At 73.7% G+C, this 26130-nt stretch carries 14 protein-coding genes and 1 pseudogene; 10 read left to right on the top strand and 5 right to left on the bottom strand.

The features are described 5' to 3' along the window. The first annotated feature begins 104 nt into the window (after positions 1-104). Positions 105-1382: pseudogene (locus HHX33_RS15950) on the top strand (RNA-guided endonuclease InsQ/TnpB family protein). Here the strand turns inward: HHX33_RS15950 and HHX33_RS15945 are convergent. The 3 genes from HHX33_RS15945 to HHX33_RS15935 are packed head-to-tail and all read right to left on the bottom strand — an operon-like array spanning position 1366 to position 4657. Continuing rightward, positions 1366-2775, bottom strand: a complete 1410-nt coding sequence (locus tag HHX33_RS15945) for a 2-oxo acid dehydrogenase subunit E2 (protein ID WP_182875287.1) — start codon at positions 2773-2775, stop codon at positions 1366-1368. The pseudogene HHX33_RS15950 and the gene HHX33_RS15945 overlap by 17 nt on opposite strands. Further along, a complete protein-coding gene (locus tag HHX33_RS15940; protein ID WP_182875286.1) occupies positions 2772-3749 on the bottom strand; it encodes an alpha-ketoacid dehydrogenase subunit beta in 978 nt (325 codons plus the stop codon). The genes HHX33_RS15945 and HHX33_RS15940 overlap by 4 nt, the downstream gene beginning before the upstream one ends. Beyond that, positions 3746-4657, bottom strand: a complete 912-nt coding sequence (locus tag HHX33_RS15935) for a thiamine pyrophosphate-dependent dehydrogenase E1 component subunit alpha (protein WP_310741399.1) — start codon at positions 4655-4657, stop codon at positions 3746-3748. The genes HHX33_RS15940 and HHX33_RS15935 overlap by 4 nt, the downstream gene beginning before the upstream one ends. A 558-nt stretch (positions 4658-5215) precedes the next feature. Between HHX33_RS15935 and HHX33_RS36090 the strand changes: the two genes are divergently transcribed. From HHX33_RS36090 to HHX33_RS15880, 9 genes are read left to right on the top strand one after another with little or no spacing between them, the layout of a single operon-like run. Next, positions 5216-11350, top strand: a complete 6135-nt coding sequence (locus HHX33_RS36090) for a non-ribosomal peptide synthetase (protein ID WP_310741398.1) — start codon at positions 5216-5218, stop codon at positions 11348-11350. Next, entirely contained in the window at positions 11347-12981 is a 1635-nt protein-coding gene (locus HHX33_RS15915; protein WP_182875284.1) for a class I adenylate-forming enzyme family protein, read from the top strand. Before HHX33_RS36090 ends, HHX33_RS15915 begins: the two co-directional genes overlap by 4 nt. Before the next feature lies 1 nt (position 12982). After that, entirely contained in the window at positions 12983-14566 is a 1584-nt protein-coding gene (locus HHX33_RS15910; RefSeq protein WP_182875283.1) for a condensation domain-containing protein, read from the top strand. Further along, positions 14560-14871 carry a phosphopantetheine-binding protein gene (locus tag HHX33_RS15905; protein WP_182875282.1) on the top strand — a complete coding sequence of 104 codons (312 nt, stop codon included), beginning with the start codon at positions 14560-14562 and terminating at the stop codon, positions 14869-14871. Before HHX33_RS15910 ends, HHX33_RS15905 begins: the two co-directional genes overlap by 7 nt. Further along, positions 14868-16724 carry a condensation domain-containing protein gene (locus tag HHX33_RS15900; protein WP_182875281.1) on the top strand — a complete coding sequence of 619 codons (1857 nt, stop codon included), beginning with the start codon at positions 14868-14870 and terminating at the stop codon, positions 16722-16724. Before HHX33_RS15905 ends, HHX33_RS15900 begins: the two co-directional genes overlap by 4 nt. A 1-nt stretch (position 16725) precedes the next feature. Next, positions 16726-16908 carry an MbtH family protein gene (locus tag HHX33_RS15895; protein ID WP_182875280.1) on the top strand — a complete coding sequence of 61 codons (183 nt, stop codon included), beginning with the start codon at positions 16726-16728 and terminating at the stop codon, positions 16906-16908. A gap of 8 nt (positions 16909-16916) precedes the next feature. Continuing rightward, complete coding sequence (locus tag HHX33_RS15890) at positions 16917-18347, top strand: condensation domain-containing protein (protein WP_182875279.1); 1431 nt, start codon at positions 16917-16919, stop codon at positions 18345-18347. Between the two features lie 13 nt (positions 18348-18360). After that, the gene (locus HHX33_RS15885) at positions 18361-20397 is read left to right on the top strand and encodes a non-ribosomal peptide synthetase (RefSeq protein WP_182875278.1); all 2037 of its coding nucleotides are present in this window, start codon (positions 18361-18363) and stop codon (positions 20395-20397) included. Beyond that, positions 20394-23573 (top strand): non-ribosomal peptide synthetase, encoded by a 3180-nt coding sequence (locus tag HHX33_RS15880; protein WP_182875277.1) that lies wholly within the window; start codon positions 20394-20396, stop codon positions 23571-23573. Before HHX33_RS15885 ends, HHX33_RS15880 begins: the two co-directional genes overlap by 4 nt. A gap of 89 nt (positions 23574-23662) precedes the next feature. Here HHX33_RS15880 and HHX33_RS15875 read toward each other — a convergent pair whose 3' ends face one another. Together HHX33_RS15875 and HHX33_RS15870 are read right to left on the bottom strand one after the other, a co-directional pair. Then, positions 23663-24682: a LacI family DNA-binding transcriptional regulator gene (locus tag HHX33_RS15875; RefSeq protein ID WP_111701018.1), complete on the bottom strand. Its 1020-nt coding sequence runs from the start codon at positions 24680-24682 to the stop codon at positions 23663-23665. A gap of 28 nt (positions 24683-24710) precedes the next feature. After that, a complete protein-coding gene (locus HHX33_RS15870; RefSeq protein ID WP_182875320.1) occupies positions 24711-26102 on the bottom strand; it encodes a GH1 family beta-glucosidase in 1392 nt (463 codons plus the stop codon). Between the last annotated feature and the right edge of the window lie 28 nt (positions 26103-26130).

Below are 26130 nucleotides of genomic sequence, written 5' to 3'. Positions count from 1 at the left end.
AGCGGAATCGGACCCCTTGCGGAGCGGGGCATGTGCAGGCGGTTGTCTGCCAGGCGGAACGCCGTACGAACAATCGTGCGAACCTTGGCCGGGCGGGTGGCATGATGTGCGGCGTGGCGCAGATCGTGAGGCGGGCTTAGCGGTACCGCTTCTACCCGACTCCGGAGCAGGCGTGCGAGCTTGCCCGGACGTTCGGGTGTGTGCGCTTCGTCTACAACAAGGCGCTGGAGGAACGGAGTCGCGCTTACACCTTGGAGGGCCGCGGCGTCTCCTACGCGGAGTCCTCGGCCATGCTCACGGTCTGGAAGCGCACCGAAGAGTTGGCGTTCCTGGGTGAGGTGTCCTGTGTGCCGTTGCAGCAGGCCCTGCGGCACCTGCAGGCAGCGTTCGCGAACTTCTTCGCCAGGCGGGCCATGTACCCCACCTTCAAGTCGCGGAAGAAGTCGCGGGCGTCGGCCGAGTACACCCGCTCGGCGTTCCGTTACCGGGACGGCCGGCTCACGCTGGCGAAGATGGACGGTCCGCTGGACATCGTGTGGTCGCGTCCGCTCCCGCAGGGGGCGGAGCCGTCCACGGTGACCGTGAGCAGGGACCCGGCCGGGCGGTGGTTCGTGTCCCTCCTGGTCGAGGAGACGATCCACCCCCTCGCCCCCGCAGGGGACGTGGTGGGTGTGGATGCGGGGATCACCAGCCTGGTGACCCTGTCCCGCCCGATCCCCGGTCTGACCGACGAGAACGGAAAGGTCGCCAATCCCCGGTATGAGCGGGCCGGTCGCAGGCGCCTGGCCAAGGCCCAGCGCTCGCTCGCGCGTAAAGCGGCGAACAGTGCGAACCGGGCCAGGGCCCGGCTGAAGGTCGCCCGCGCCCACGCCCGGATCGCCGACCGGCGCCGGGACTTCCTGCACAAACTCAGCACTCGGCTCGTCCGCGAGAACCAAACGGTCGTGATCGAGGACGTCACCGTCCGCGCCATGGTCAAGAACCACTCGCTGGCCCGCGCCATCTCCGATGCGAGCTGGCGGGAGCTGCGATCGATGCTTGAGTACAAAGCACAGTGGAACGGGCGGGAACTGGTCGTGATCGACCGGTGGTTCCCCTCCTCCAAGCTGTGCTCGGCCTGCGGGGCACTGCAGAAGTCGATGCCGCTGAACGTCCGCACCTGGAAATGTGCCTGCGGCGCGGTTCATGACCGGGACGTCAACGCCGCCAAGAATGTCCTCGCCGCCGGGCTGGCGGAGAGGTGAAACGCCTGTGGAGCTGGTGTGAGACCTCGACGAGAGCCCTCTCGGACGAGGCGACCGGCGGTGAAGCAGGAAGCCCGCCCGGTGACGGTCGGAATGCCCTCCCTTCAGGGAGGGGATGAGGTCAACCATTCTCGGTGAGGAAACGCGCGGGGGATTCGAGCGCCGACCGGAGTTCGCCGAGGAACTCCGCGGCGTCGCGGCCGTTGACGAAACGGTGGTCGTACGCGAGGCCGATCGCGGCGGTCTTCCGTACGGCGAAGCCCGAGCCGTCGGGGACGACTTCCGGGCGGGGCGCGGTCAGCGAAAGCGCGCACGTCTGGCCGGGGAAGACGATCGGGACGGCGTGCACGATGCCGTCGCTGGTGTGGAGGGTGAGCGTGATATTGCCTCCTTCGAGGTCGCTTTCCCGGAAGGACCCGGTGAGGGCCGTCTTGCGGAAATCGACCAGGTCGCGGGCGATCTCGGCGAGCGGCCGGTCGGCCACGTCACGGACGACCGGGATGAACAGCCCCCGGCCCACGTCGACGGTCACGCCCACGTTGGCGGCGGTGGCCCGCCGCAGGCGCGGGCGAGGGCCGGGGCCGGGCTGGGCGAAGAACACCGGGAAGCGGTCGAGCAGCCCACCCGTCGCCTTCACCACCATCTCGGGCAGGCCGACCAGGGCGCGCAGCCGCCGGGTGAGGTCGCGTGCGAGCGACAGCACCTCGGTCACGTCGACGCTCATCACGGTGAAGGCCGCGGGGATCTCGCGCCGGGACCGCTCGACGACCTCGGCCGTCCGCTGCTGCGCCCGGGACAGCGTGATCCACTCCGCGTCGTCGTCCCGGCCCGCGCCGTCGGGCGCCGCCTCGGCCAGGGTGAACCCGGCCCGGCCCGCACCGTTCGGGGTCGAGCCGGCCGTGGCCGAGAGGCCGTCCACGTGCCCCGGCGCACTGGGCCGGTCGCTCCCGGACGCGCCTCCGCTCGTGGCGGTGATCCCGGTCCCGGCGGTGCTCCCGGTGGGGGAGGGGCGCGCCGGGGCGCCGAGCAGTTCCTCGACGTCGGCCCGCCTGATCACCTTGCGGCCCAGGGCGTACACCCGCTCCATGGCGACGCCGTGCGCCTCGATCAGCTCGCGGGCGGGCATGGTGACGACGACGCCGGAGCCGTCGCCCGCGCCGCCGGGACCGACAGGAACGCCCGGAACGGAGTCGCCGGGCGCCGCCGGGAGGCCCGGCCCGCGCGGGTCGCCGCCCGCGCTCTCCGCGCTTCCCGTACTCCTCACGGTGCCTGCCGGGTCTTCCGGGGCGGCCTCGTCACCCGGCCCGAGCAGCTGGGCGATCACCTGCCCCGGCTCGCACTCGGCGCCCTCGGCGAGCAGCCGCCGCAGGACGCCGTCCCGCGGGGCGACGACCTCCTCGGTGGCCTTCGACGTCTCCAGCAGCACGACCGGATCGCCGTCGCGCACCGCCTGGCCGTCCTCGGCCAGCCACTCGACCAGGACGTACGTCGTGTCGTTGTTGTTGAGCTTGGGCACGGGGAAGCCGGTCACGACAGGGCCTCCCGAACCGCGGCCCGGATGTGGCCGGCCTGCACGAGCACCTCGCGTTCGAGATGGGGGGCGGCGGGAATCACGCTGTCCGCCGAGTTGACCAGGGTGATCGGGCGGCGCAGGCGGCCCCACAGGCGCGGGTAGAGCGCCGTGGCCACCTCGGCCGCCCAGGTGCCGCCCTCGGTGCCGTCGTCCACCACGCAGACGTGCGGCGCGTCCTCCAGCCCGGGCAGGTGGGGCACCGGGTAGAGCTGGGCCGGCACGAGCAGTTCGCAGACCAGTTCGTCCTCCAGCAGCAGCGCCCGCATGGCGTCGAGCGTCCGGTGGACGAGCCCGCCGTGGGTGACCAGCGTGCAGTCGGGCGGGCCCGCGCCGTCGACGTACACCCGCGCCACGTCGTCGGCCACCTCGAACCGGAACAGGTCGCCGGTGTCGTGCATCTGCCGCGTGTAGAGGACCTTGTCCTCGAAGAACAGGCAGGGCCGGGCCAGCTCGAACATCCGGGTGAGCAGGTCGCCGGCGTCGTGGAACGGCGTCATCTCGAACAGGGACAGCCCCGGCACCCCGATGAAGTGCTTCTGCGGGTTCTGGCTGTGGGTGGGGCCGTAGCCGCGGTTGCCGCCCGTGGGGCAGCGGACCACGAGCGGCACCGGCACGGGCCTGCCGTACATCGAGGTGGACTTGGCGGCGAAGTTCGTGATCTGGTCGAACGCCAGGGCCACGAAGTCGGAGAACATGATCTCGACGATGGCCTTGTCACCGGCCAGGGCCAGCCCGGCGCCGACCCCCGCGATGGCGCCCTCGCTCAGCGGAGTGGACCGCACCCGGGAACCGAACCGGCTGGACAGTCCACGGGTCACCTTGAACGCGCCGCCGTACGGGTCGCTGACGTCCTCGCCGAGCAGGTGGACCGAGGGGTCGGACTCCATGAGATCGTGCAGCGCCTGGTTGAGGTGCTCGGAGACTCTGGTCACGACCGGCCCTCCGGCGACGGAGCGGAGGGTGCGGCGGAGGCGGACCAAGCGGCGGGCCGGGCGGAGACCTCGGCGACCACCCGTTCGACGAGGTCTCGCTGCTCCCCGTCGATCCGGGCGAACCGCTCGGGATCGGCCTCGGCGTACCGGTCGTACCAGTCGGACTCCCGGACCCGGCGGATCTCCTCCGGCGAGCGGGTGTCGTCGCCCTTGCTGTGCGGTCCGAGACGGTGCGTCGCGAACTCCACGACCAGCGGGGACGGCTCGGCCCGTACGGCGTCCACCAGCGGGGCGAGGCCCGCCCTGATCTCCTCGACGTCGGTGGCGGCGATGTGGTGGTGGCGGACGCCGAAGGCCGCCGCCCGGGCGGCGATCGTGCCGGCCATCTGGACGGACGTCGGGGTCGACTGGGCGATGCCGTTGTGCTCCACCACGACCAGCAGCGGCACCCGCCACAGGGACGCCATGTTGAGCGCCTCGTAGACGGCGCCCTCACCCCAGGTGCCGTCTCCGATGTACGCGCAGGCCAGCGCGCCCGTGCCGGCCAGTTTCAGGGCCACCCCGGTCGCCACCGGCAGGCTCTCGCCCTGTACGCCGGTGGACAGGAAGCGCTGGTGGTAGATGTGCTGGCTGCCGCCGACGCCTCCGCACAGAGCGCCCTCCCGGCCCATGATCTCGGCGAGCAGGCCGTCCGGGTCGGGATGGCGGGCGAGGAAGTGGCCGTGCCCGCGGTGGTTGCTGAACACGAAGTCGTCGTCCCGGAGCAGGGCCGAAAGGGCGACCGGGACGTACTCCTGCCCGAGGCAGGTATGGGTGGTGCCGCTCAGCACACCCCGCTCGAACAGGCGGAGCAGGGCTCGCTCGAAGTGCCGGATGAGAAGCAGCGAGCGGAGATCCTGGTCGCTCACGGCGGGCCGTGGGCTCCGAGGGGGTGCGGCGGCGGTGACGGTCAAAGGTGGTCCGCTCCTGGTGCGTCACTGACGGAGGGGCGCGCTCGGTCACCGGGTTCCCGGCCTAGGGACAGGAGCACCCATTCTGGGAGCGCTCCCACGGAGCGTAGGTGGGGTAAGGGGTGCTGTCAATCCTCGGCGATAGGGCGATTTGGCTGGTTGTAGCCCATATTGTCCGCGATCTGCGGCAATATCCTCACATTCCCCGTCCTGGGTCTAATAACGGACAGAAACTTCCATGACTCTTGACGAACGAAAGGTCCCATCCCTAGCCTCCGTTGCCGTGGGAGCGTTCCCACTTATGCGTCTTGTTTGAGGGGGGTTACCGGCGCGAAGAGCGGCGAAATTCGCGCCGCGCGCGCCGGCATCAGGCGGGAGGCCCGCCGGCGGTGATTCGGTCACCGCCGTGTCGTCGGCCGCCCGCATATCCGCACCGGCCCGCCGGCGTGCCGGTGCGCGAAGCGCACAGAGGAATGCCATGTTCATAACGCAGGATTCACCCGAGGTGCCGGCGCCGTGACCCGAACCGGTCTCTCACCTGCCAAGCAGGCCCTGCTGGCGCAGCGGCTCAAGGCCGGGAAAGCCGCGAGGGTCACCGTGCCGCCGCGGCCGGCCGGCACCCACCCGCCGCTCTCGCACGCCCAGGAGCGCCTGTGGTTCCTGGAGCAGTACGCGCCGGGCACCACCGCCTACACCGTCGCCTTCGCCGTACGGCTGGAGGGCGGCGAGATCGACGAGACGGCCCTGGAGCGCGCGCTCGCCGAGGTCGCCCGGCGTCACGAGAGCCTCCGCACCCGGTTCGTCACCACCGACGACGGCACCCCGGAGATCGTGCTGGACGACGATCCGCCGGTCGGGTTCCGGGTGTCCGGCGACGCCGCCGCCGTGCACGAGATCGTGCAGGAGGAGCTGGACCGGCCGTTCGACCTCGCGAACGGCCCGCTGCTGCGGGTGCTCCTGGTCCGGCTCGGCGCCCGGGAGCACGTGCTGGTCCTCACGATGCACCACGCCGTGACCGACGGCTGGTCCTGCGACATCGTGATGGAGGAACTGCTCGCCCTGCACGAGGCGTACCGGACCGGGACCGAGGCCGATCTCGCCGCCCCGCCGGTGCAGTACGGCGACTACGCGGTGTGGGAACGCGGGCGGACCCACGACGACGACATCCGTTACTGGCGGGAGCGGCTCGCCGGGCTGCCGCCGCTGGAGCTGCCGACCGACCTGCCGCGCCCGCCGGAGCAGGGCGCCGCGGGCGCCGCCCACCGCTTCGTGCTCGACCGCGCGCTCGCGGACGCGCTGACCGAGCTGGGCCGGGCCAACGGCGCGACGCTGTACATGACGCTGCTCGCCGCGTTCGAGGTGCTGCTCGCGCGGTACTCCGGTCAGGACGACTTCGCGGTGGGATCCCCGGTGTCCGGACGCGAACTGCCGGAGCTGGAGCGGGTGGTCGGACTCTTCATCAACTCGCTGCCGATGCGGGCCGACCTGTCCGGCGACCCGGCCTTCACCGAGCTGCTCGGCCGGGTGCGCGAGACGGCGCTGGACGCCTACGCCCACCAGGAGCTGCCCTTCGACCGGCTCGTCGGCGAGCTCGGGGTCGAGCGCGACGTGAGCAGGTCACCGGTGTTCCAGGTGATGTTCGCGCTGCAGAACTACCGGTCGGCCCCGCTGAGCGGGCAGGGCCTGACCCTGTCGGCGTATCCGTTCGAGGTGACCGCGAGCCGGTTCGACCTCGGGCTGTACCTGATGGATCTGGGCGACGGCCTGCACGGCAACCTCACCTACCGCACCGAGCTGTTCCGCCCGGCCACCGTCGCACGCCTCGCGGAGTGCTTCGAGAACCTGCTGAGGTCGATCGTCGCCGCCCCGGACACGCGGGTGTCGGACCTGGAGCTGCTCCCGGAGGCGGAGCGGCGCCGCGTGCTCGGCTTCGCCGGCGCGCCGGTGGACGGGCCCGCCGCCGACGCATCCGGCGCGACCCCGGCGGCACCCGAGCCCACCGCCGCGCATGCGCACGAGCCGGCCCCGGCGCGGTTCGCTGAGCCGCCGGCCGCCGAGCATGCGCATAAGCCGATCGCCGCGCGTCCGCATGAGTGGAACGCCGTGAGCCTGCACGAGGTGATCGCGGCGCAGGCGGCCCGCACTCCGACCGCGACCGCCGTGGTGTGCGGCGACGACGCTCTCACGTACGCCGAGCTGGACGCGGCGGCCGACCGGCTCGCCCGGCGGCTGCGCGCGCTCGGCGCGCGGCGCGACGACCGCGTGGCGATCTGCCTGGAGCAGTCCACCGGGCTCGCGGTCGCGGTGCTCGGCGTGCTGAAGTCCGGCGCCGCCTATCTGCCGCTCGATCCGGAGCACCCGAAGAGCCGGCTCGGCTACGTGCTGGCCGACGCCGGGGCCGCCCTCGTCGTCACCAGCGCCGACCTGCTGGACCGTCTCCCGGACGACGTCACCCCCGTGTACCTCGACGACGACCGCGCGCCGGAGCCGCCCGCCGCCGACGGGGAGACCGGGACGCCGGGCGACCTCGCGTACGTGATCTACACCTCCGGCACCACCGGGCGGCCCAAGGGCGTCGCCGTGCAGCACCACGAGGTGCTGGTCTACCTCGCCGGTGTGCGCGAGAGGCTGGAGGTGGAACCCGGTTCGTCCTTCGCCCTGCTCCAGTCGCTCGCCTTCGACTTCGGCGTCACGGTCTTCTACCTGTGCCTGATGACCGGCGGCACCCTTCATCTGGTGCCCTCGCGCACCGCCGGCCCGGAGCTGGCGGAGATCTTCCGCCGGACCGGGATCGACTACCTCAAGATCACCCCGTCCCACCTCGCCACTCTGCTCGCGTCGGTGAGCGAGGCCAACCTCCCCGCGTCCGGAAGCGAGGCCGCCCTCCCCGCGTCCGGTCAGCCCGCCGGCGCCGGACCGGCCGACCTGCTGCCCAGGAAGCTGCTGCTGCTGGGCGGTGAGGCCGCCCCGCGCGGCTGGGCGGCGGAGCTGGAGGCCACGGGTCGTTGCCGGGTCGTCAACCACTACGGGCCCACCGAGGCCACCGTCGGGGTGACCACCTACGACGTCGCCCGGCTCCCGGCTCCCGACGGCCCGGCCGAGGCGAGCGTGAGCCTGCCGATCGGCTCGCCGCTGCCCGGGGCGCGGGCGTACGTGCTGGACGAGCGGCTGCGGCCGGTCCCCGCAGGGGTGCCGGGCGAGGTCTATCTCGGCGGCGACCGGCTGGCCCGCGGCTACCTGAACCGTCCGGGTCTCACCGCCGACCGGTTCGTCCCCGACCCGTACGGTCCGCCCGGGGCGCGCATGTACCGCACCGGGGACCTCGGCCGATGGTCCGACTCCGGCGACCTCGAGTTCCTGGGCCGCCGCGACCTGCAGGTGAAGATCCGCGGCTACCGCGTCGAGCTCGGCGAGATCGAGTCGGTGCTGACCGACCACCCGGACGTCGCCCAGGCCGTCGTCGAACCGCGCGGGGAACAGCTCGTCGCCTACCTCGTCCCCGCCGCCGGAAACGCGACCGGAAGCGCGACCGGAGGCACGGCCGGACCGGCCGCCGGGACCACGCCCGGGAGCACACCGGACGGCGGGCCCGGGGAACGGCCTGCGGAGCGGCCCGGCGAACGGCCCAGCGCCGCGGCAGTGCGCGCCTGGCTGGCCGACCGGCTGCCCGCGTACATGATCCCCTCCAGGTACGCCTGGCTGGACGAGCTGCCGCTCAAGTCGCACGGCAAGGTGGACCGCTCGCGGCTGCCCGAGCCGGAGGCCGACGTCCCGGCGGCCGAGTACGTCGCCCCGGAGCCCGGCCCCGAGGAGGACGTGGCGGGCGTCTGGGCGGAGGTGCTCGACGTCGAGCAGGTGGGGGCGCACGACGACTTCTTCGCGCTGGGCGGCCACTCGCTGCTCGCGATGCGGGTCATCGCCCGGCTGCGCAGGGCGTACCCGGACCGGCCGGTCACCGTGCTCGACGTGTTCAAGCACCGCACCGTCCGCGAGCTGGCCCGGCTGCTCACGGCCGAGGGGGACGTGCCGCGCTCCCTGCTGCATCGGCTCACCCCCGCCCGCACCGCGACCACCACCCTGGTCTGCGTGCCGTACGGCGGGGGCAGCGCGGTCGTCTACCAGCCGCTCGCCGACGCGTTGCCCGCCGACTGGGCGCTCTACTCGGTCGCCGTGCCGGGTCACGAACTGGGCGAGGAGCCCCGGCCGTTCGACGAGGTCGTCCTCGGCTGCGTGGCCGAGATCGCCGAGATCATGGAGCGTAACGGCGGTTCGCTCGTTCTGTACGGCCACTGCGGCCTCGGCGTCATGCTGTCCGCCGAGATCACCCGGAAACTGGAGGCGGACGGCCACACAGTGGACGCGCTGTACCTCGGCGGCGTGTTCCCCTTCGCCCGGCCGGGTCGCGGCATGAGCTGGATCGGGACGTTCTTCGATCACCTCACCAGCGACCAGCAGCGGGTGAACATGCTCACCGCGGCCGGGCTCGACGTCGAGGACCTCGGCCGGGAGCAGATCAAGCTGATCGTGCGCAACCGCCGGGAGGGCACCCGCGCCGCCGAGCGGTACTTCACCCGGATCTTCGAGGAGGGCGGCGGCCCGGCGCTGCGCGCGCCGGTGATCGCCGTGGTCGGCGAACGCGACCCGGCGGCCGAGTTCTACCAGGAACGCTACAAGGAGTGGCACTGCCTGTCGGACGAGACGGCGTGCGTCGTGCTCGACGAGGCCGGGCACTTCTTCCTGCGATACCGGAACACCGAGCTGGCCGACATCGTCACCGGCACGCACACCGCCCTCGCCTCCGGGCGCACCGAGGGGATGGAACGGGACGAGAGCCGCACCTGGTGGCTCCAGGGCGTCTCACGACGACCCGAAGCCGAGGCGGGCGCCAGTCAGAAGAGCGCGGACGGCGTGATCCAGGACGGCTCGGCAGGCGCTACACGGAACGGTGCGCGGGGCGTCGGCCATGACGGCCCGACGGTCACCGGGCGGAACAGCGCGCAAGGCCCCAGCCACGAGGGTCCGGGAGCCACGGGTCCGGAGGCCACCGGTCAGGGCGGCTCGGCTGGCACCGCGCGGGACGGCATGGCCGGGCGGGACGGGCAGGCCGGTTCGGCGGACTCGTCTCCACGGGTCGGCCCGCCTCCCAGCATGCGCCGCTTCCTCGTCGTCGCGGCGGGCCAGCTCGTCTCGATCACCGGCTCGGCGCTGACCGAGTTCGCCATCCCGCTGTGGATCTATCTCACGACGGGGTCGCTGGCCAGGTTCGCGCTGTTCTCCGTGCTCGGCCTGCTGCCCGGCATGCTCGTCGCACCTCTGGCCGGCGCCATCGTCGACCGGTTCGACCGGCGCAGGGTCATGCTCGCCGGTGACCTGGCCGCCGGCGGCACCCAGCTCGCGCTGGGGGTGCTGCTGTGGACCGGCAACCTGCAGATCTGGCACATCTACCCGCTGCTGGTCTGCCTGTCCATCGCGCTGACCTTCCAGCGGCTCGCGTACGGCTCGGCGATCCCGCAGCTCGTGCCGAAACGGTTCCTCGGGCACGCCAACGGCGTCGTCCAGATGGCCGCCGGCACCGCGCAGCTCATCGTGCCGCTGATCGCCGTCGGGCTGATGGCGGCGATCGGGCTGGAGGGCATCCTCGTCATCGACGTGGCGAGCTACGCCGTCGCCACGCTCACCATCCTGCTGGTCCGCTTCCCGGCGACGATGGCGTGGAAGCGGCGGGAGAGTGTGCTCGCGGAGATGATGGGCGGCATCCGCCACTCCTGGGGCAACCGCGGCTTCCGCGCGATGCTGTTCTACTTCGCGGTGCTGAACGTCTTCCTGTCCCCGCTGTTCCTGATGATCTCGCCGCTGGTGCTGTCGTTCGCGTCGCTGGCGGAGGTCGGCCGGGTGTCGTTCGCGGGCGGGCTCGGCGCCTTCCTCGGCGGCCTGGCCATGGCCGCGTGGGGCGGGCCGCGCCGCCGCAGGCTGCACGGCGTGCTGCTGTCCACGCTCGCCCTGTCGGTGTTCTGCCTGCTGACCGGGCTGCGCGCGGACCTGTTCCCGATCGCCGCCGGGGCGTTCGGCATGTCGCTGTGCCTCACCCTGCTGAACGGCGTCTACGCCACGATCATCCAGGTCAAGGTGCCGCAGCGGTTCCACGGCCGGGTCATCGCGCTGAACACGCTGGTCGCCTGGTCCACCCTGCCCATCGGGTTCGGCCTGGTCGCGCCGTACGGCGCGCAGGTCTTCGAGCCGCTGCTCGCCCCCGGCGGACCGCTCGCCGGGACGGTGGGCGCGGTGCTCGGCACCGGGCCCGGCCGCGGGATCGGCTTCATGTACGCCTGCTTCGCCCTGGCGATCGCCGCCGTGGCACTGGTCGGCATGCGGATCGGGGTGCTGCGCCGGTTCGACGACGAGGTGCCCGACGCCCTGCCGGACGACGTCGTCGGCTACCAGGCCCTGACCCGGCGGATCGCGTCGGTCCGGGCGGCCGGCGCCGGCCGGAAGGACGGTGCGGGAGAGGGCCCGGCAGGCGGCCCGGCAGACGGTGCGGTGGACGTCCGGCCCGCGCCGGGACGGGCGCTGCTCGACGCGGCCGCCCCGAATGAGCCGGCCCCCGTGTCGACCCTCACGTCCGGCCGGGCAGCCGAGAAGGAGCAGGTATGACACGCACGACGAGGACGCGGAGGACGCCCACGCTCACCGTGCCGGAGTTGCTGCGGCTGCGCGCCCAGCAGGAGCCGGACGGCGTCGCGATGATCGTGGAGGGGCAGGGGACGCTCACCTTCGCGGAGTGGGAGCGCAGGTCGGCGGCGCTCGCCGCCGGGCTGGCGGAGAGGGGTGTGGCCCCGGGCGACCGGGTGGCGGTGCACTTCGGCAGCCGCGACTGGATCGACTTCGCCGTGGCGTTCTGCGGGGTGCTCGAAGCGGGCGCGGTGGCCGTGCCGATGTCCGACCGGCTGGCGCCGGCCGAGATCCGCTACATGATCGGGCACTGCTCGGCGTCGGCGGTGCTGCTCGGCAGGGACCTCACCCTGCCGCCGGACCGCTCCGGCGCGGCTCCGGGCCCGGCGGCGCCGGAGCCGTGGACCGCGACCCCGGCGGAGCTCGAGTCCGTCGCCGGGCCCGGCTCCCGCCCGGCCGCGCCGCCGGTGCGGCCCGGCGACCTGGCGCAGATCCTCTACACCTCGGGCACGACCGGCCGGCCCAAGGGGGTCGGCGCCAGCCACGCCAACCTCGCCTACGGGTGTGTCACGCAGCCCAGGCACCGCAGGTTCGCCCACTCGCGGCACCTGCTGCACGCCTTCCCGATCGGCACCAACGCCGGCCAGACCATGCTGATCAACGCGCTGGACGCCCGTCCCACCGTGCTGACCCCCGCGCGGTTCACCCCCGGCAGGTTCGCCCGGCTCATCGAGACGTACCGTCCCGGCACCGTGTTCCTGGTGCCCTCCATGGCGGTCGAACTCCTCGACGCCGGGTTGCACGAGCGGCACGACATGTCCGGCGTGGTGCTGCTGGGCTCGGCGGCGGCGGCGCTGCCCCCCGCCCTGGCGGAGCGGCTCGCGGCGGCCTTCCCGAACGCGACGGTGACGAACTACTACACGTCCACCGAGGCGGCCCCCGCCCAGACCATCATGATCTACGACCGGGCCCGGCCGGCCGCGCTGGGACGGCCCGCGTTCGACGGGTCGCTGCGCATCGCCGACGAGGAGGGCAACCCGCTCCCGCCCGGGGAGACCGGCGAGGTGTGGATGCGGTCGCCCGCCGCCAGCAGGTCCTACTACGGCGACGAGGAGGCCAGCGCCCGCGCGTTCCGCGACGGCTGGGTGCGGATGGGCGACGTCGGATACGTGGACGCCGACGGCTACCTCTACCTCGTCGACCGCGAGAGCGACGTGGTCAAGACCGGCGCGTACAAGGTGTCCACGCTCCAGGTGGAGGCGGCGCTGTACGAGCACCCGGGGATCGCCGAGGCGGCCGTGTTCGGCCTCCCGCACCCGGTGCTGGGCTCCGTGCTGGGCGCCGCGGTCGTCGCCAGGTCGGGCCCCGCAGCGGTGGCGGCGACGGTTCCGGGGCCGGTATCAGCGCCGGTCTCAGGGCCGGTTCCGGGGGCGGGGCAGGGGTTGTCGGCGAGCGAGGTACGCGCCTTCCTGATGGACCGGCTGGCCTGGCACGAGCTGCCCGAACGCATCCTCGTGGTCGACGACCTGCCCAGGAACCAGTCAGGAAAGGTCATCAAGAAGGAACTGCTCACGTTGCTGGGCGACTCCACGATCAGCAAAGAAGGCGAGTGAGATGTCACCGACGCTCACGGGCGAGGGGGAGCAGGCGTCCCTCGCACAGCACGGCATGTGGGTGACGGAGCGGATGGGCTGCGGCGGTCAGGTGTACCACATGCCGCTCGCCATCCGCTTCGACGGCCCTCTCGACACGGACCGGCTGCTGGCCGCCTGCCACGACGTGGTCGGCGCGCATCCCCAGCTGGCCACGGCCCTGGCGGAGCGGGACGCCGTACTGCGCCCGGCCCTGGCCGCCGTTCCGCCGCCGATCGGGTTCGAGGACGCCTCCGGGCGTGAGGCCGGCGAACTGGTCGACCGCGAGGCGTCCCTCGACCTGGACCTCGGGACCGGCCCGACGGCCCGGTTCAGGCTCTTCCGGCTCGCGCCGGAGCGGCACCTCCTGGTCGTCGTCGCCCACCACGCGGTCTTCGACGGCATGTCGAAGGACCTCCTGGTGCGCGGCCTGGCCGACGCCTACGCAGGGCTGCCGCTCCCGGTCCTTCCGCTGACGTACGGCGAGGCCGTCGAGCGGGAGAACGCCCGGGTGGCCGAACTGCTCGACGAGGCCGCCGCGTTCTGGCGGGACCGCTGGCAGGACCGGCAGGACCTGCGGCTCCCCGGGCTGTCGGGGGTCTCCACCCGGGCCGCCGCGGGAGAGGCCGTCGACTTCGCCCTTCCCGCGGGCCTCGCCGTCGCCGCCGAGAAGATGGGCGTCACCCGGTTCGAGCTGGTGCTCACCGCCGTGCACACCCTGCTGGCGGCGTACGGCAACGAGGACGCGGCGGTGTCGGTGGACCTGTCCACCAGGACCGAGGAGACGCGGGACCACATCGGCCTCTTCGTGAACGAGCTTCCGGTGCGGGCCGGGACCCCGAGCGGGACGTTCGCCGACTTCGCCCGGTCGGTGCGCGGCGAGCTGCGGGCCGTCTACCGGTTCCGGCAGGTGCCGCTCGCCCGCGCGGTCGGCGGCGTGAGCCCGCGCACCGCGCTGACGCCGGTCTCGGTCAGCTACCGCGGGCGGGACGGGAACGCGCCGGAGTTCCCAGGCGTGGCGGCGTCGGTCGACTGGATGTCGTTCAACCACGCGGTGCGCGGCACGCTGCACCTGCAGGTGGTCGACGCGCCGGACGGCATCACGGCCCGGCTGCAGTTCAACCCGGCGATCCTCAGCCGCTCCGGCTGCGAGTCCCTGGTCGAGCACCTGCTCGACCTCCTGGAGGCGGTGGCCACCGCCCCGGACACCGAGATCTCCCACCTGCCGCTGCCGGCCCCGGTCGAGGTCACGGTCGATGTCCCGGCCGGGCCGTCCTCCGTACGGACCGAGGCGGAGCCGGCCGCGGTGCCGCGCGCCGGCGAGGCGGACGCCACGCCCTACCTGGCGGAGGTCGCGGAGATCTGGAGCGAGGTGTTCAAACGGCCCGGCATCGGGCCGGACGAGGACCTGTTCGACCTCGGCGGGCACTCGCTGACGATCGTCGAGATCATCGCGAAGGTGCGCGAGCGCATGGACGTGGAGCTGTCCTTCGACCTGTTCTTCGACGAGCCGACGATCGCGGGGGTCGCCGCGGAGGTCGCCCTCCTGCGGGAGGAGGCATGCTGAGGGAACGCCTCGCCGAGCTGGTGTCCAAGGCGAGCGGCGGGGACCTGGCCGCCGCCGACGTGCTTGCCGCCGACTGCAGCCTGCCCGCGCTCGGCCTCAACTCGCTCGCCTACCTCCGGCTGATCGACATGGTGGAGACCGAGTTCGACTGCGACGTCGACCTGGACGGCGGTTACCTCGACACGCTCGACGGCCTGGCCGGGCACATCGCCGCGCACACCGGCGAGGACGGTGCCGGGGACCGTGACGGCGGTGGCGACAGCGGCGGGCACGACGACGGGCACCCCGGCGGGCAGCGGAGGTGACCGGCAGCCCGCCGGCGACGCGGACGCCCGGCCTCACCGCGCTGCCGCCCCGCACCGTGGAGTTCCGCGGCGCGCGGGGCGGGCAGGCCGCGCTGACCTGGGGGCAGCAGGGCATCTGGCGGTCCACCCAGTGGCTGGACGACGGCGATCCCTACTTCAACCTGCCCTGGGCCCTGCCGGTGACCGGCGCCGCCGATCTCGACGCCGTGCTGCGCGCCGTCGGACGTCTCGTCGAGCGGCACGAGACGCTGCGCACGGCGTACGTCCGGGAGGGCGCACGCCCCGGGACCGGCACGCAGGGGAGCGCCGGGGCGGGCACAGAGGCGGGCGCCGGGGCGGGGGCCGTCCAGCGGGTGAGGCGGGAGGGCCGGCTCACCGTGGGCGTGTACGAGGCGGCGGCGAAGCCGATGACCGCGGCCAAGGCGCTGGCCGCCGAGCTGGCCGCGACCGGGTTCGACTACGCGGCCGAGCTGCCGGTCCGGTGCGCGGTGGTCTGCCTGAGGGGCCGGCCGCGCGCGCTGGCGCTCGCGCTGTCCCATCTCGCGCTCGACGGCTGGTCGCTGAACATGGTGGCCGCGGAGTGGCCGCGGCTCGTCGCAGGGGAGGACCTGCCCGTCCCGGAGTGGCAGCCGCTCGACCAGGCTGCCTTCGAGCGGTCGGACCCGCCGCCCGGCGCCCAGGCGCTGCGTCACTGGCGGAGCGGTCTGGCGGCCGCGCCGCGCTCGATGTTCGACTTTCCCGAGCGGGAGCCGGAGGAGCCGCGCTTCGTCCGTTACGGGATGGACTCCCCGGCGGCGGCCGTCGCCGCCGAGGCGCTGGCCGCCCGGCACGGCGTGACGACCTCCAGCGTGCTCACGGTCGCGAGCGCCGCCCTGCTGGCCGCCGTCACCGGGCACTCCACGGCCGCGCTGCAGCTCATCGTGTCGAACCGGCACCACCTCCGTACGGGGGCGATGGCCGGGCCGGCCGCACAGGACGGGCTCTGCGTCATCGACCTGGGCGCCGGCGATCCGGCGTCCGGCGATCCGGGGGCCCGCACCTTCGCCGAGGCGCTGGGGCCGGGGCACCGCAGGACCATGGCGACCTACCGGAACGGGCACTACGACCCCTCGCTCGTGCTCGCCGCCCGGGACGCGGAGGCGTGGAACCGCGGCGCCGACATCGACCTGGACGCGTTCTTCAACGACGTCCGGCAGGGCGGCCGCTGGTCGGGCCTGCCGGACGTCGACCCCGGGGACGCCGCGTCGCTCGCCGCGCTGCGGGGCCGCACCAGGACGTTCTTCGTCGGGGCCTACTCGAAGGTCAAGGCGAAGATCTTCTTCGCCACCGGCCCGGCCCCGTCCACCTGCGAGTTCTTCGTCCTGGTGGACACGGCCTTCCTGCCCGGGCGCGTCGCCGAGCGGATGCTCGGCGGCCTGGAGGAGCTGCTGGTCCGGGCGGTCTCGGCGGACGTGCCGCTGGACCGGGTCGCGGAGGTCGCCGGCCTGGAGCCGGTGCGGCGCCCCGCCGGATGGACGCGGATCGGCCCCGACTGGGTGAACCTGCCGGAGACCGAGGCGCTGCTGCGCCGGGTCTGCGCACCCGGACCGGCCGCGGTCGCGGTGGAGCCCGGCGACGACGGGCCGCCCCGGCTGACCGGCTATCTCGTGGCGCGTCCCGGGCTGGACACGCCCGACGCCGTCCACGCCGCGGTGATGCGGGCCGCGGCCGGTCGCACCGGCGTGCTCGCCCCCCGGCACTACGTGCTGTGCCCGGCGCCGCCGGCCGGCCCCTCCGGCTGGCCGGACTGCCCCCGCCTCACGGAGGGCGGCGGCCGGGTCCCTGCTTCCGCAATGACTGCTTTGGGAAGGTGACATGACCGAATCCCCGATGCTCGTGGTCGTCAACGACGAGGAGCAGTATTCGGTGTGGTGGAGCGACCGCGAGCCGCCCGCCGGGTGGCGGTCCACCGGCTTCACGGGCACCCGCCAGGAATGCCTCGACCACATCGAGACGGTGTGGACCGACATGCGCCCGCTGAGCGTACGCGGCAGATGACCGGGCGGATGACCACCGCCGACCGCCGCGCGGCGCTGATCGAGAAGCTGGCCGGGCTGCCCCCCGAGCGCCGGGCGGCGCTGCTGCGCTCCCTCGGGGGTGCGGCGGACCCCGGCGGGGAGGAGTGGCCGCTGTCGCCGGGGCAGGAGCGCCTGTGGTTCCTCAGCCGCTTCGACCCCGCCGACACCAGCTACAACCTGCCCTGGTCCGTACGGCTGCGCGGGCCGCTCGACACGGCCGCGCTGGCCGCGGCGTTCACCCGGGTGACCGAGCGGCACGAGGTGCTGCGGACCCGTTTCCGGCTGCGCGGGGACGCCCCCGTGCAGGTCGTGCTGCCGCCCGCGCCGACGCCGGTGGAGGACCTCGCGACCTCCGGCGAGGCGGGTCCCGACGGGACGGGGGTCGAAGAGGCGTTGCGGGAGTTCGCCGAGCGCCCGTTCGACCTGGAGAACGAGCCTCCCCTGCGGGTCGGCGTGGCCCGGCGGAGAGAGGACGATGTGGTGCTGTGCATCGTCCTGCACCACATAGTGGTGGACGGCTGGTCGCTCGACGTGCTCATGCGCGAGCTCGCCGAGTGTTACGCGGCGACGCGCGAGGGACGTGAGCCCGTCCTGGCGGAGCTGCCCATGCAGTACTCCGCCTTCGCCGTACAGGAGAGGCGGCGGGACCACACGGCGGGTGTGGAGCACTGGGCGGGCCGCCTGGCCGGAGCCCCCTCACTCGACCTGCCGGCCGACCATCCCCGGCCGTCCCGGTGGTCGGGGCGCGGCGCGCGCGAGGAGCTGCTGCTGCCGCCGGAGGAGGTCACCCCGCTGGAGCGGGTGGCCAGGAAACGGCGCTGCACGTCCTTCATGGCCCTGGTCGCCGCCTACCAGGCGACCCTGGCCCTGGCCTCGGGCCAGACCGACTTCTGCGTCGGCGTCCCGGTGTCCCGCCGGACCCGCAGCGAGCTCGCTCCGCTGATCGGCTACTTCGGCAACACGCTGGTGCTGCGGGCCGACCTGTCCGGCGATCCGGCGTTCCACGAGCTGCTCGACCGCGTGCGGGAGGCGACCCTGGCCGGGATGCGGCACGCGGACGTGCCGTTCGAGCACATCCTGGCCGCGCTGCGCGTCCCCCGCGACGTCGGCAGGCCGCCGTTGTGCCAGGCCATGTTCAACCTGCACAGCGACCTGCCCAAGGACGACCTGCTGGGGACCCGGTTCGCCGACCTCGACGCCGAGGTCCACACGATCCCGCCCAGCCACACCAAGTCCGAGGTCTCGCTCGACCTGTGGCGCGGACCGGAGGGGCTGGGCGGCGTCTTCGACTACAGCGCCGACCTGTTCACGCCCGCGACCGCGCGCCGCCTCGTCCGCGGTTTCGCCGAGGTCGTACGGCGGGCCGGGGTCGACCCGGACACCCGTCTGTCCGCGCTGAGCGGCGCGTTCTCGAATTGAAAGGTGCATGACAGTGAGTGACGCGGTGAGCGGCGTGCCGGCTCCCTCGGATGCCGGGCGGCCGGGAACGGACGCCGCGACGGCGCTCGCGCTGATCCGCCGGTGGCGTGACGAGAGCCCCGGCGCGGTCGCCGTGAGCGGCGACGGCGGCGTGCTGACGTACCGGGAGCTGCTCGACAGGGCCGACCGGCTGGCGGCGCTGCTGCGCGCCCGCGGCGTCGGGCCGGAGACGCCGGTGGGCCTGTGCCTGGAGCGGTGCCCCGGCATGGTCGTCGCGCTGCTCGCCGTGTGGCGGGCCGGCGGCGCGTACGTGCCGCTCGACCCGGCGTTCCCGGAGGACCGGCTCCGCCACATGCGCGAGGACGCGGGCATCCGGCTGGTGCTGGCCGGGCAGGGCGTCGACTCCCGGCTGCTCGACGGCGTCCCGGACGTCGTCGAGCTGGCGTGGGACGGCGTGCCGGTCGCGGGCCGGGGGCGGGACGGCGAAGGTGACGGTGCCGGCGAGGGGCCGGTGGGGGATCTCGCCTACCTCATGTACACCTCCGGGTCCACCGGCCGGCCCAAGGGGGTCGCGGTCCCGCACGGCGCGGTGGTCAACCTGCTGGAGTCCTTCGCCTCGCTGCTGGAGCTCACCCCGCGCGACGCCTGGCTCGCGGTCACCACGCTGTCGTTCGACATCTCCGTGCTGGAGCTGCTCCTGCCGCTGACCTGCGGAGCCCGGGTCGTCGTCGCGTCCGCGCACGAGACGACGGACGGCCGGGCTCTGCGGTCGCGCGCCGTGACCGACGCCGTGACGATCATGCAGGCGACTCCGGCGAGCTGGCGCATCCTCATCGAGTCCGGCGGCGTCCCCGGGAACATCGCGACCCGCCTGTGCGGGGGCGAGGCGCTGCCCCGCGACCTCGCCGACGCCCTCCTCACCGACGGCGCCCGGCTCTGGAACGTGTACGGCCCGACCGAGACGACGGTCTGGTCGACGGCCGGGCGGGTCGCCCTGACCGACGAGAGCGGGCTGCCCGCCCCCATCGACCTGGGTGAGCCAATCGGCAGGACGACCGTGCACATCCTCGGGCCCGACGGGCGTCCGGTGCCGCCCGGCGAGGCGGGGGAGCTGCACATCGGCGGAGCCGGACTGGCCAGGGGTTACCGCGGCATGCCGGGCCAGACGGCGGACCGGTTCCGGCCCGACCCCTTCTCCGGCACGCCCGGGGCCCGCCTGTACGCCACGGGAGACCTGGCCGCGCTGGAGAACGGCAGGCTCCGTTACCTCGGGCGGGCCGACCAGCAGGTGAAGGTGCGCGGTTTCCGGATCGAGCTGGGCGAGATCGAGACCGTGCTGCGGGCCGCGCCGGAGGTGGCCGGCGCCGCGGTCGGCGTCCACGCCGGCCCCGACGGCCTCGCGCGCCTGGTCGCCTACGTCGTGCGCGCCGCCGGAGAGCACACCGCCGGACAGCACACCGCCGGAGAGCACGTCGCCCGAGAGGCCGCGGGGGAGACCGCGGCCGGGGAGACCTTCCGGGAAACCGGCTCGGACGCCGACGAGGCGGGCCTGTGGGCCTCCCTCCGGGACCGGCTGCGCCGCAGCGTCCCCGAATACATGGTGCCGGCGCGTCTCGTGGTGCTGGACGCCCTGCCGCTCACGCCCAACGGGAAGCTCGACCGCGGCGCCCTGCCCGCGCCGGAGTGGACCCGCGCCGGGAGCCGGCCGTACCGGGCCCCGTCCACGGCGCTGGAGGAGGACCTCGCGGCGCTGTGGGGCGAGGTGCTGGGCATCGCGGAGCCGGTCGGCGTCGACGACGACTTCTTCGAGCTGGGCGGGCACTCGCTGACCGCCACCCAGATCATCGCCAGGGTCCAGGCGCGGTTCGCGATCGCGGTGCCGATCGTGGAGCTGTTCGAGAACCCCACGGTGGCCGGGCTGGCGGCGGCGATGGACCGGCTCGACGACGACGACTTCGACCTCGCCGAGATCGCCGCGCTCCGCGACGAACTCGACGGCCTCAGCGCCGAGGACCTCGCGGCCGTGCTCGACGGGATGTCGGACCGATGAGGGCGCCGCTGTCGCCGGACCAGGAACGGCTCTGGCTCCTGCAGAAGCTCGATCCGCGCGACGCCTCCTACACCATGTATCTCGTACGCCGGCTGCGCGGCCCCCTCGACCGGGACGCCCTCGAAGGGGCGATCGCCGACGTGGTGGCCCGGCACGAGGGCCTGCGCACCCGGTTCGAGGAGGAGGACGGCGTCCCCTGGGCGGTCGCGGAACCGGCCGGGTCCCCGCCGCCGGTGGCGTGGCCGGCCGCGACCGGCGAGGAGCACGCCGGGCGGCTCGTCGCCGAGCGCGTCAACGCGCCGTTCGACCTCGCGGAGGGCGTGCCGCTGCGCGTGGCGGTGATCGGGATCGGGCCGCTGGACCACGTCCTGTGCGTCACGATGCACCACATCATCGGCGACGGCTGGTCGCTGGGGATCCTCCTCGACGACCTGGCGGAGTGCTACACCGCGCGGCTGCGCGGCCGCGCGCCGGAACTGGCGCCGCTGCCGGTCCACCCGTCCGACTACGCCCGCTGGCAGCGCCGCCGCGCCGAGCGCGCGGTGCCGTACTGGCAGGAGCGGCTGGCCGATCCGCCGCCGGCCGACCTGCCGTACGGCATCGGGGGCACCGTCGGCGGGGACGCCGACGGCGCGGAGGGCGGTGAGGGCCACGGGCAGGGCGGGTTCCAGATCGTCCGGGTCGGCCCGGAGGTCGCGGACCGGCTGGACCGGCTGGCCCGCGAGCACCGGACCACCCTGTTCACCGTGCTCATGGCGGCCTACCAGGTGCTCCTGCACCGCCACTCCGGCCACGACGACGTCCTCGTCGGGACGGTCGTCGCCGGGCGCGAGCGGGTCGAGCTGGAGCCGCTGATCGGCTACCTCACGCAGACCGTCGTGCTGCGCGGCGACCTCGGCGGGGATCCCGCGTTCAGCGAGCTGCTGCGGCGCACCGGGCGGGAGGCGCTGACGGCGATGAGCAAGACCTCGGTGCCGTTCGAGCGGATCGGGCACCCCGCCCAGGCGCTGATGCCGACCGTGTTCATCCTGCACACGCAGGACGTGGGACCGACCCGCCCCTTCGGAGACCTGTCCGTCGGCTTCTTCCCCGACGGCTTCCGGCAGGTGAAGCTCGGCCTCTACACCGAGGCCTGGCGGGACGGCGCCGGGATCACCGTGTCGTTCGGCCACGACGGGTCCAGCGGTTCCCCGCACGAGGCGGAGGCCGTCCGCCGGCTCGCCGAGCGCTTCCTGCTCCTGCTCGCCTCGGCCGCCGACGGGCCGGACCGCCGGATCTCCGAGCTGCGCCTCTGGACGGGGGACGACGAGGCCGACATCCGCACCCTGGCCGGCGACGGCGTGGACGTCCCCGGGCCGACGGTCCCCGAGATGATCGCCGAGACCGTCCGCCGCACGCCCGAGGCCGTCGCCGTGGTCTGCGGGGAGACCGAGGTCACGTACGGCGAGCTGGACCGGCGGGCGGACCGGCTCGCCGCGGCGCTGCGCGGGTCCGGCGTCCGCCCCGGCGACGTGGTCGGCGTCCGCCTGCCCCGATCGGCCGAGGCGATCGTCGCGCTGCTCGCCGTCTGGCGGGCCGGTGCGGCCTACCTGCCGTTCGAGCCGGACGAGCCGGACGAGCGGATGGCCTTCTCGCTCGCCGACGCCGGGGCGACGCATGTGATCACGACCCGTACGCCGCCCGCCGGGCTCACCGCCGTCGACCCGGCGGGCGGGCTCGCCGAGGAAGAGGCGGCCGCCGGCGAACGGCGGCCGGACGGAGAGGGGCCGGACGGGCCGGGCGGGACACGGCCGGAAGACGTCGCCTACGTCATCTCCACCTCCGGCTCCACCGGCCGCCCCAAGGGCGTCGCCGTCGAGCACCGCGCCATCGCGGCCCGGATCCGGTGGATGCGCGGCGAGTACGGCCTGACGCCCGGCGACCGCGTCGTCCAGTTCGCGTCGCTGAGCTTCGACACCCACCTCGAAGAGGTGTTCCCGACGCTCGCCGCGGGAGCGACCCTGGTGCTGCTCCCCGGCGGGGCGGCGACGCTGCCCGACCTGCTGGCCGCGCCGGGCGGGGAGCGGATCACGGTGCTCGACCTGCCCACCGCCTACTGGCACCACCTGGTCGAGGAGATCGACCAGATCGCCTGGCCGCCCGCGCTCCGCCTGGTGATCATCGGCGGCGAACAGGCGTCCGGCGGCGCCGTGACGCGCTGGCGCCGCCGGTTCGGCGACGGCGTCCGCCTGCTGAACACCTACGGCCCGACCGAGGCCGCGGTCATCGCGACGTGGGCCGACCTCGGCGCCGACCTCGGCGCCGGCCTCGGTGCGGCGCCGCACGGCAGGCCGCCGATCGGCCGGCCCGTCGGTGCGACGACGGTCCACCTGCTCGACGCCGCCGGGGCCCCGGTCCCGCAGGGCGCGATCGGCGAACTGGTCGTCGGCGGAGCCGGCGTGGCCCGCGGCTACCTGCGCCGCCCCGCGCTCACGGCCGCCGCCTTCGTCCCCGACCCCGCAGGGCCGCCGGGAGCGCGCAGATACCGCACCGGAGACCGGGCACGCTGGAACCAGGCCGGCGAGCTGGAGTTCCTCGGGCGGCTCGACGGGCAGCTCAAGGTGCGCGGCTTCCGGATCGAGCCGGGCGAGGTCGAGGCGCGGCTGCTCGACCATCCCGGGGTCGGCCAGGCCTTCGTGACGGTCCACGCCGAGGAACTCGTGGCGTACGTGACCGGGACCGCGACGGGGGAGGAGCTCGCCGCGCACCTCGCGCGGACCCTGCCCCGGCATCTCGTCCCCACCGCCTGGGTCGGTCTCGACGCGCTGCCGCTCACCAGCCGCGGCAAGGTGGACCGCGCGGCGCTGCCCGCGCCGGTCCGGGGGCCGTCGGCCGGGCACGTGCCGCCGAGCTCGGACGCGGAGCTGCTGGTGGCCGAGGTCTGGGCCGAGCTGCTCGGCGTCGCCTCGGTCGGCGCGGACGACGACTTCTTCGCCCTCGGCGGGCACTCGCTGCTCGCGACGCGGATCGCGGCCAGGCTGCGCCGTACGACCGGGGTGGAGGTGCCGGTCCGGACGATCTTCGAGCGGCGCACCGTGGCCGACCTCGCGGTCGCGCTGGAGGACCTGCTCGTCGCCGAGCTGGAGGGCATGTCGGAGGAGGAGGCCGAGCGCCTGCTCTCGTCCGCCGACGGCTGAGCCCTGCTCAGGGGACGGGCTCGCGAGCACGCGAAACGAGACCGCCGCACACCCCGGGGGTGTGCGGCGGTCTCGCGGTAGGGCTCCCGTCAGGCGGAGGCGCGGATCACCAGGTGGGTGTCGAGTATGACGACCGGCTGCTCCAGCGGCTCGCCGTTGATGCGGGCGATCAGGAGCTGGACCATCTGCCGGCCCATCGCCTCCGTCGGCTGGTGCACGCTGGTCAGCGGCGGCTCCGTGTGCAGGGCGACCTTCGAGTCCTCGAAACCGATCAGCGCGACGTCGTCCGGCACCACCATGCCGTTCTCCTTGAGCACGCGCAGCGCCCCGACCGCCATGGGGTCGGACGCCGTGAACACCGCGTCGAGATCGGGATGCCGGGCCAGCAGCTCACGCATGGCCGCCGAACCGCTCTCCTCGGAGAAGTCGCCGTACGAGACGCGTTCGCTCATCCCGGTGGCGAGCAGCGCGTCGCGGTACCCGGCCAGACGGTCGACACCCACGCCCATGTCCTGGGGACCGGCGATGGTGGCGATCCGGCTCCGGCCCTTGGAGACCAGATACTTGACCGCCTGCCGCGCGCCCGCGCGGTTGTCCATGTCGACGAAGCTGTAGGGGTTCAGCCCGACGGGCCGGCCACCGAGCACCGTGGGGACGCCCAGATCCTCCAGCCGTCCCGGCAGGGGGTCGGCGCCGTGCACCGAGGTGAGCAGGACGCCGTCGACGTGCTGCCCGGTCAGGTAGTGCTCCAGGCGGTCGTGCTCGGCGCGGTTCTGCGCCATCGTGAGGATCAGCTGGAGGCCGGTCTCGCCCAGCGCCGAGCCGATCCCGCGGATCAGCCCGGCGAAGTACGGTTCGTCGAAGACGCGCTGCTCCGATTCCGACACCACCAGGGCGATGGTGTCGGTCCGGTTGGTCACAAGGGTACGCGCCGCCCGATTGGGCACGTAGCCGAGCTCCTGGATCGCCAGTAACACCGCGTCGCGGGCACGGTCGCTCACCTTCGGTGAGCCGTTGATGACCCGCGACACGGTGCCGCGGCCGACACCGGCACGCGCGGCGACCGCTTCCAGAGTCGGCCGACCTCCGGAACGGCGGTCCCCGTTCATCTATACTGCCCCCTTATCGCGTCTGCGCTTATTGTGCCCGACCCAGCAGGCCGCCGTGCCTGATGGTGTCGGCATACCACAACGCGCTCGATTTCATCGTCCTCGCCTGGGTCTCGTAGTCCACGTAGACGAGGCCGAAGCGCTTGCCGTATCCCCACGCCCACTCGAAGTTGTCCATCAGGGACCAGGCGAAGTAGCCCTGGAGCGGGACGCCGGACTCGATGGCGGCGTGGCAGGTGCGCAGGTGCGCCTCGATGTAGGCGACGCGATCGGGGTCGTGCACGGTCCCGTCCTCGCCGAACACGTCGTCGTACGCCGCGCCGTTCTCGGAGATGTAGAGGGGGACGCGCGGGTAGTCGTCGGCGAGCCGCCGCAGCGTCTCGTACAGCCCGCTGTCGTCGACCTCCCAGCCCATCGCGGTGACCGGGCGGCCGGCGTTGACGAACCCGACGTGCTCGCTGCCGATCCACGGGGACCCGGAGTCGGTCGGGGCGGCCGCGGCCGAGACGGCGCCGCCGGGGGCGCCCGACACGGTGAAGCGGCTGTAGTAGTTGACCAGCAGCATGTCGAGCGGAGCGCCGATCGCGGCCAGGTCGCCGTCCTGGATGAAGGACATGTCGGAGATGTGGCTCAGGTCGGCCAGCACGTCCTCCGGGTACGCGCCCTTGAGCAGCGCGTCGAGGAAGAACCGGTTCTGCAGCCCGTCGATGCGGCGGGCGGCGTCCTGGTCGGCCTCGCTGGCGGTGGCCGGCGTGACCGGGTAGAGGTTCACGCACCCGCCGATCTGCGAGCCGGCGTTCTGCGCCCGCATCGCCTGCACGGCCAGGCCGTGCGCGAGGTTGAGGTGGTGCGCGGCGCGCAGCGCGGAGGCCGGCTCACGCCTGCCCGGCGCGTGCTCGCCCGAGGCGTACCCCAGGAACGCCGAGCACCAGGGCTCGTTGACCGTGCTCCAGTTCCTGACCCGGTCGGCGAGCTCGGCGTGGACGGTCGCGGCGAAGTCGGCGAAGCGCTTCGACGTGTCCCGCGCGGGCCACCCGCCCGCGTCTTCCAGGGCCTGCGGAAGATCCCAGTGGTAGAGCGTCAGCCACGGGTCGATGCCGTAGCTGAGCAGCTCGTCGACGAGCCTCTTGTAGAAGTCGAGGCCCTTGGCGTTGTACGCGCCCGAGCCGTCCGGCTGGATCCGCGGCCAGGAGACGGAGAACCGGTAGGCCGTCAGGCCGAGGTCGGCCATCAGCTTCACGTCGTCGCGGTACCGGTTGTAGTGGTCGATCGCGGTCTCGGCGTGGTCGCCGCCGACGATCCGGCCCTCCTGACGGCAGAAGCTGTCCCAGATCGAGGTGCCCCGCCCGTCCGCGGTGAGCCCACCCTCGATCTGGTATGCGGAGGTCGCGGCGCCCCAGACGAACCCGGTGGGGAACATCAGGCCGGCCGCCTCCGCCTCTGGTCGT

Origin of the sequence: Microbispora sp. H10670 (assembly GCF_014161385.1) — a bacterium.
Classification (GTDB): domain Bacteria; phylum Actinomycetota; class Actinomycetes; order Streptosporangiales; family Streptosporangiaceae; genus Microbispora; species Microbispora triticiradicis.
This window is presented reverse-complemented; position numbering and strand designations above follow the sequence as displayed.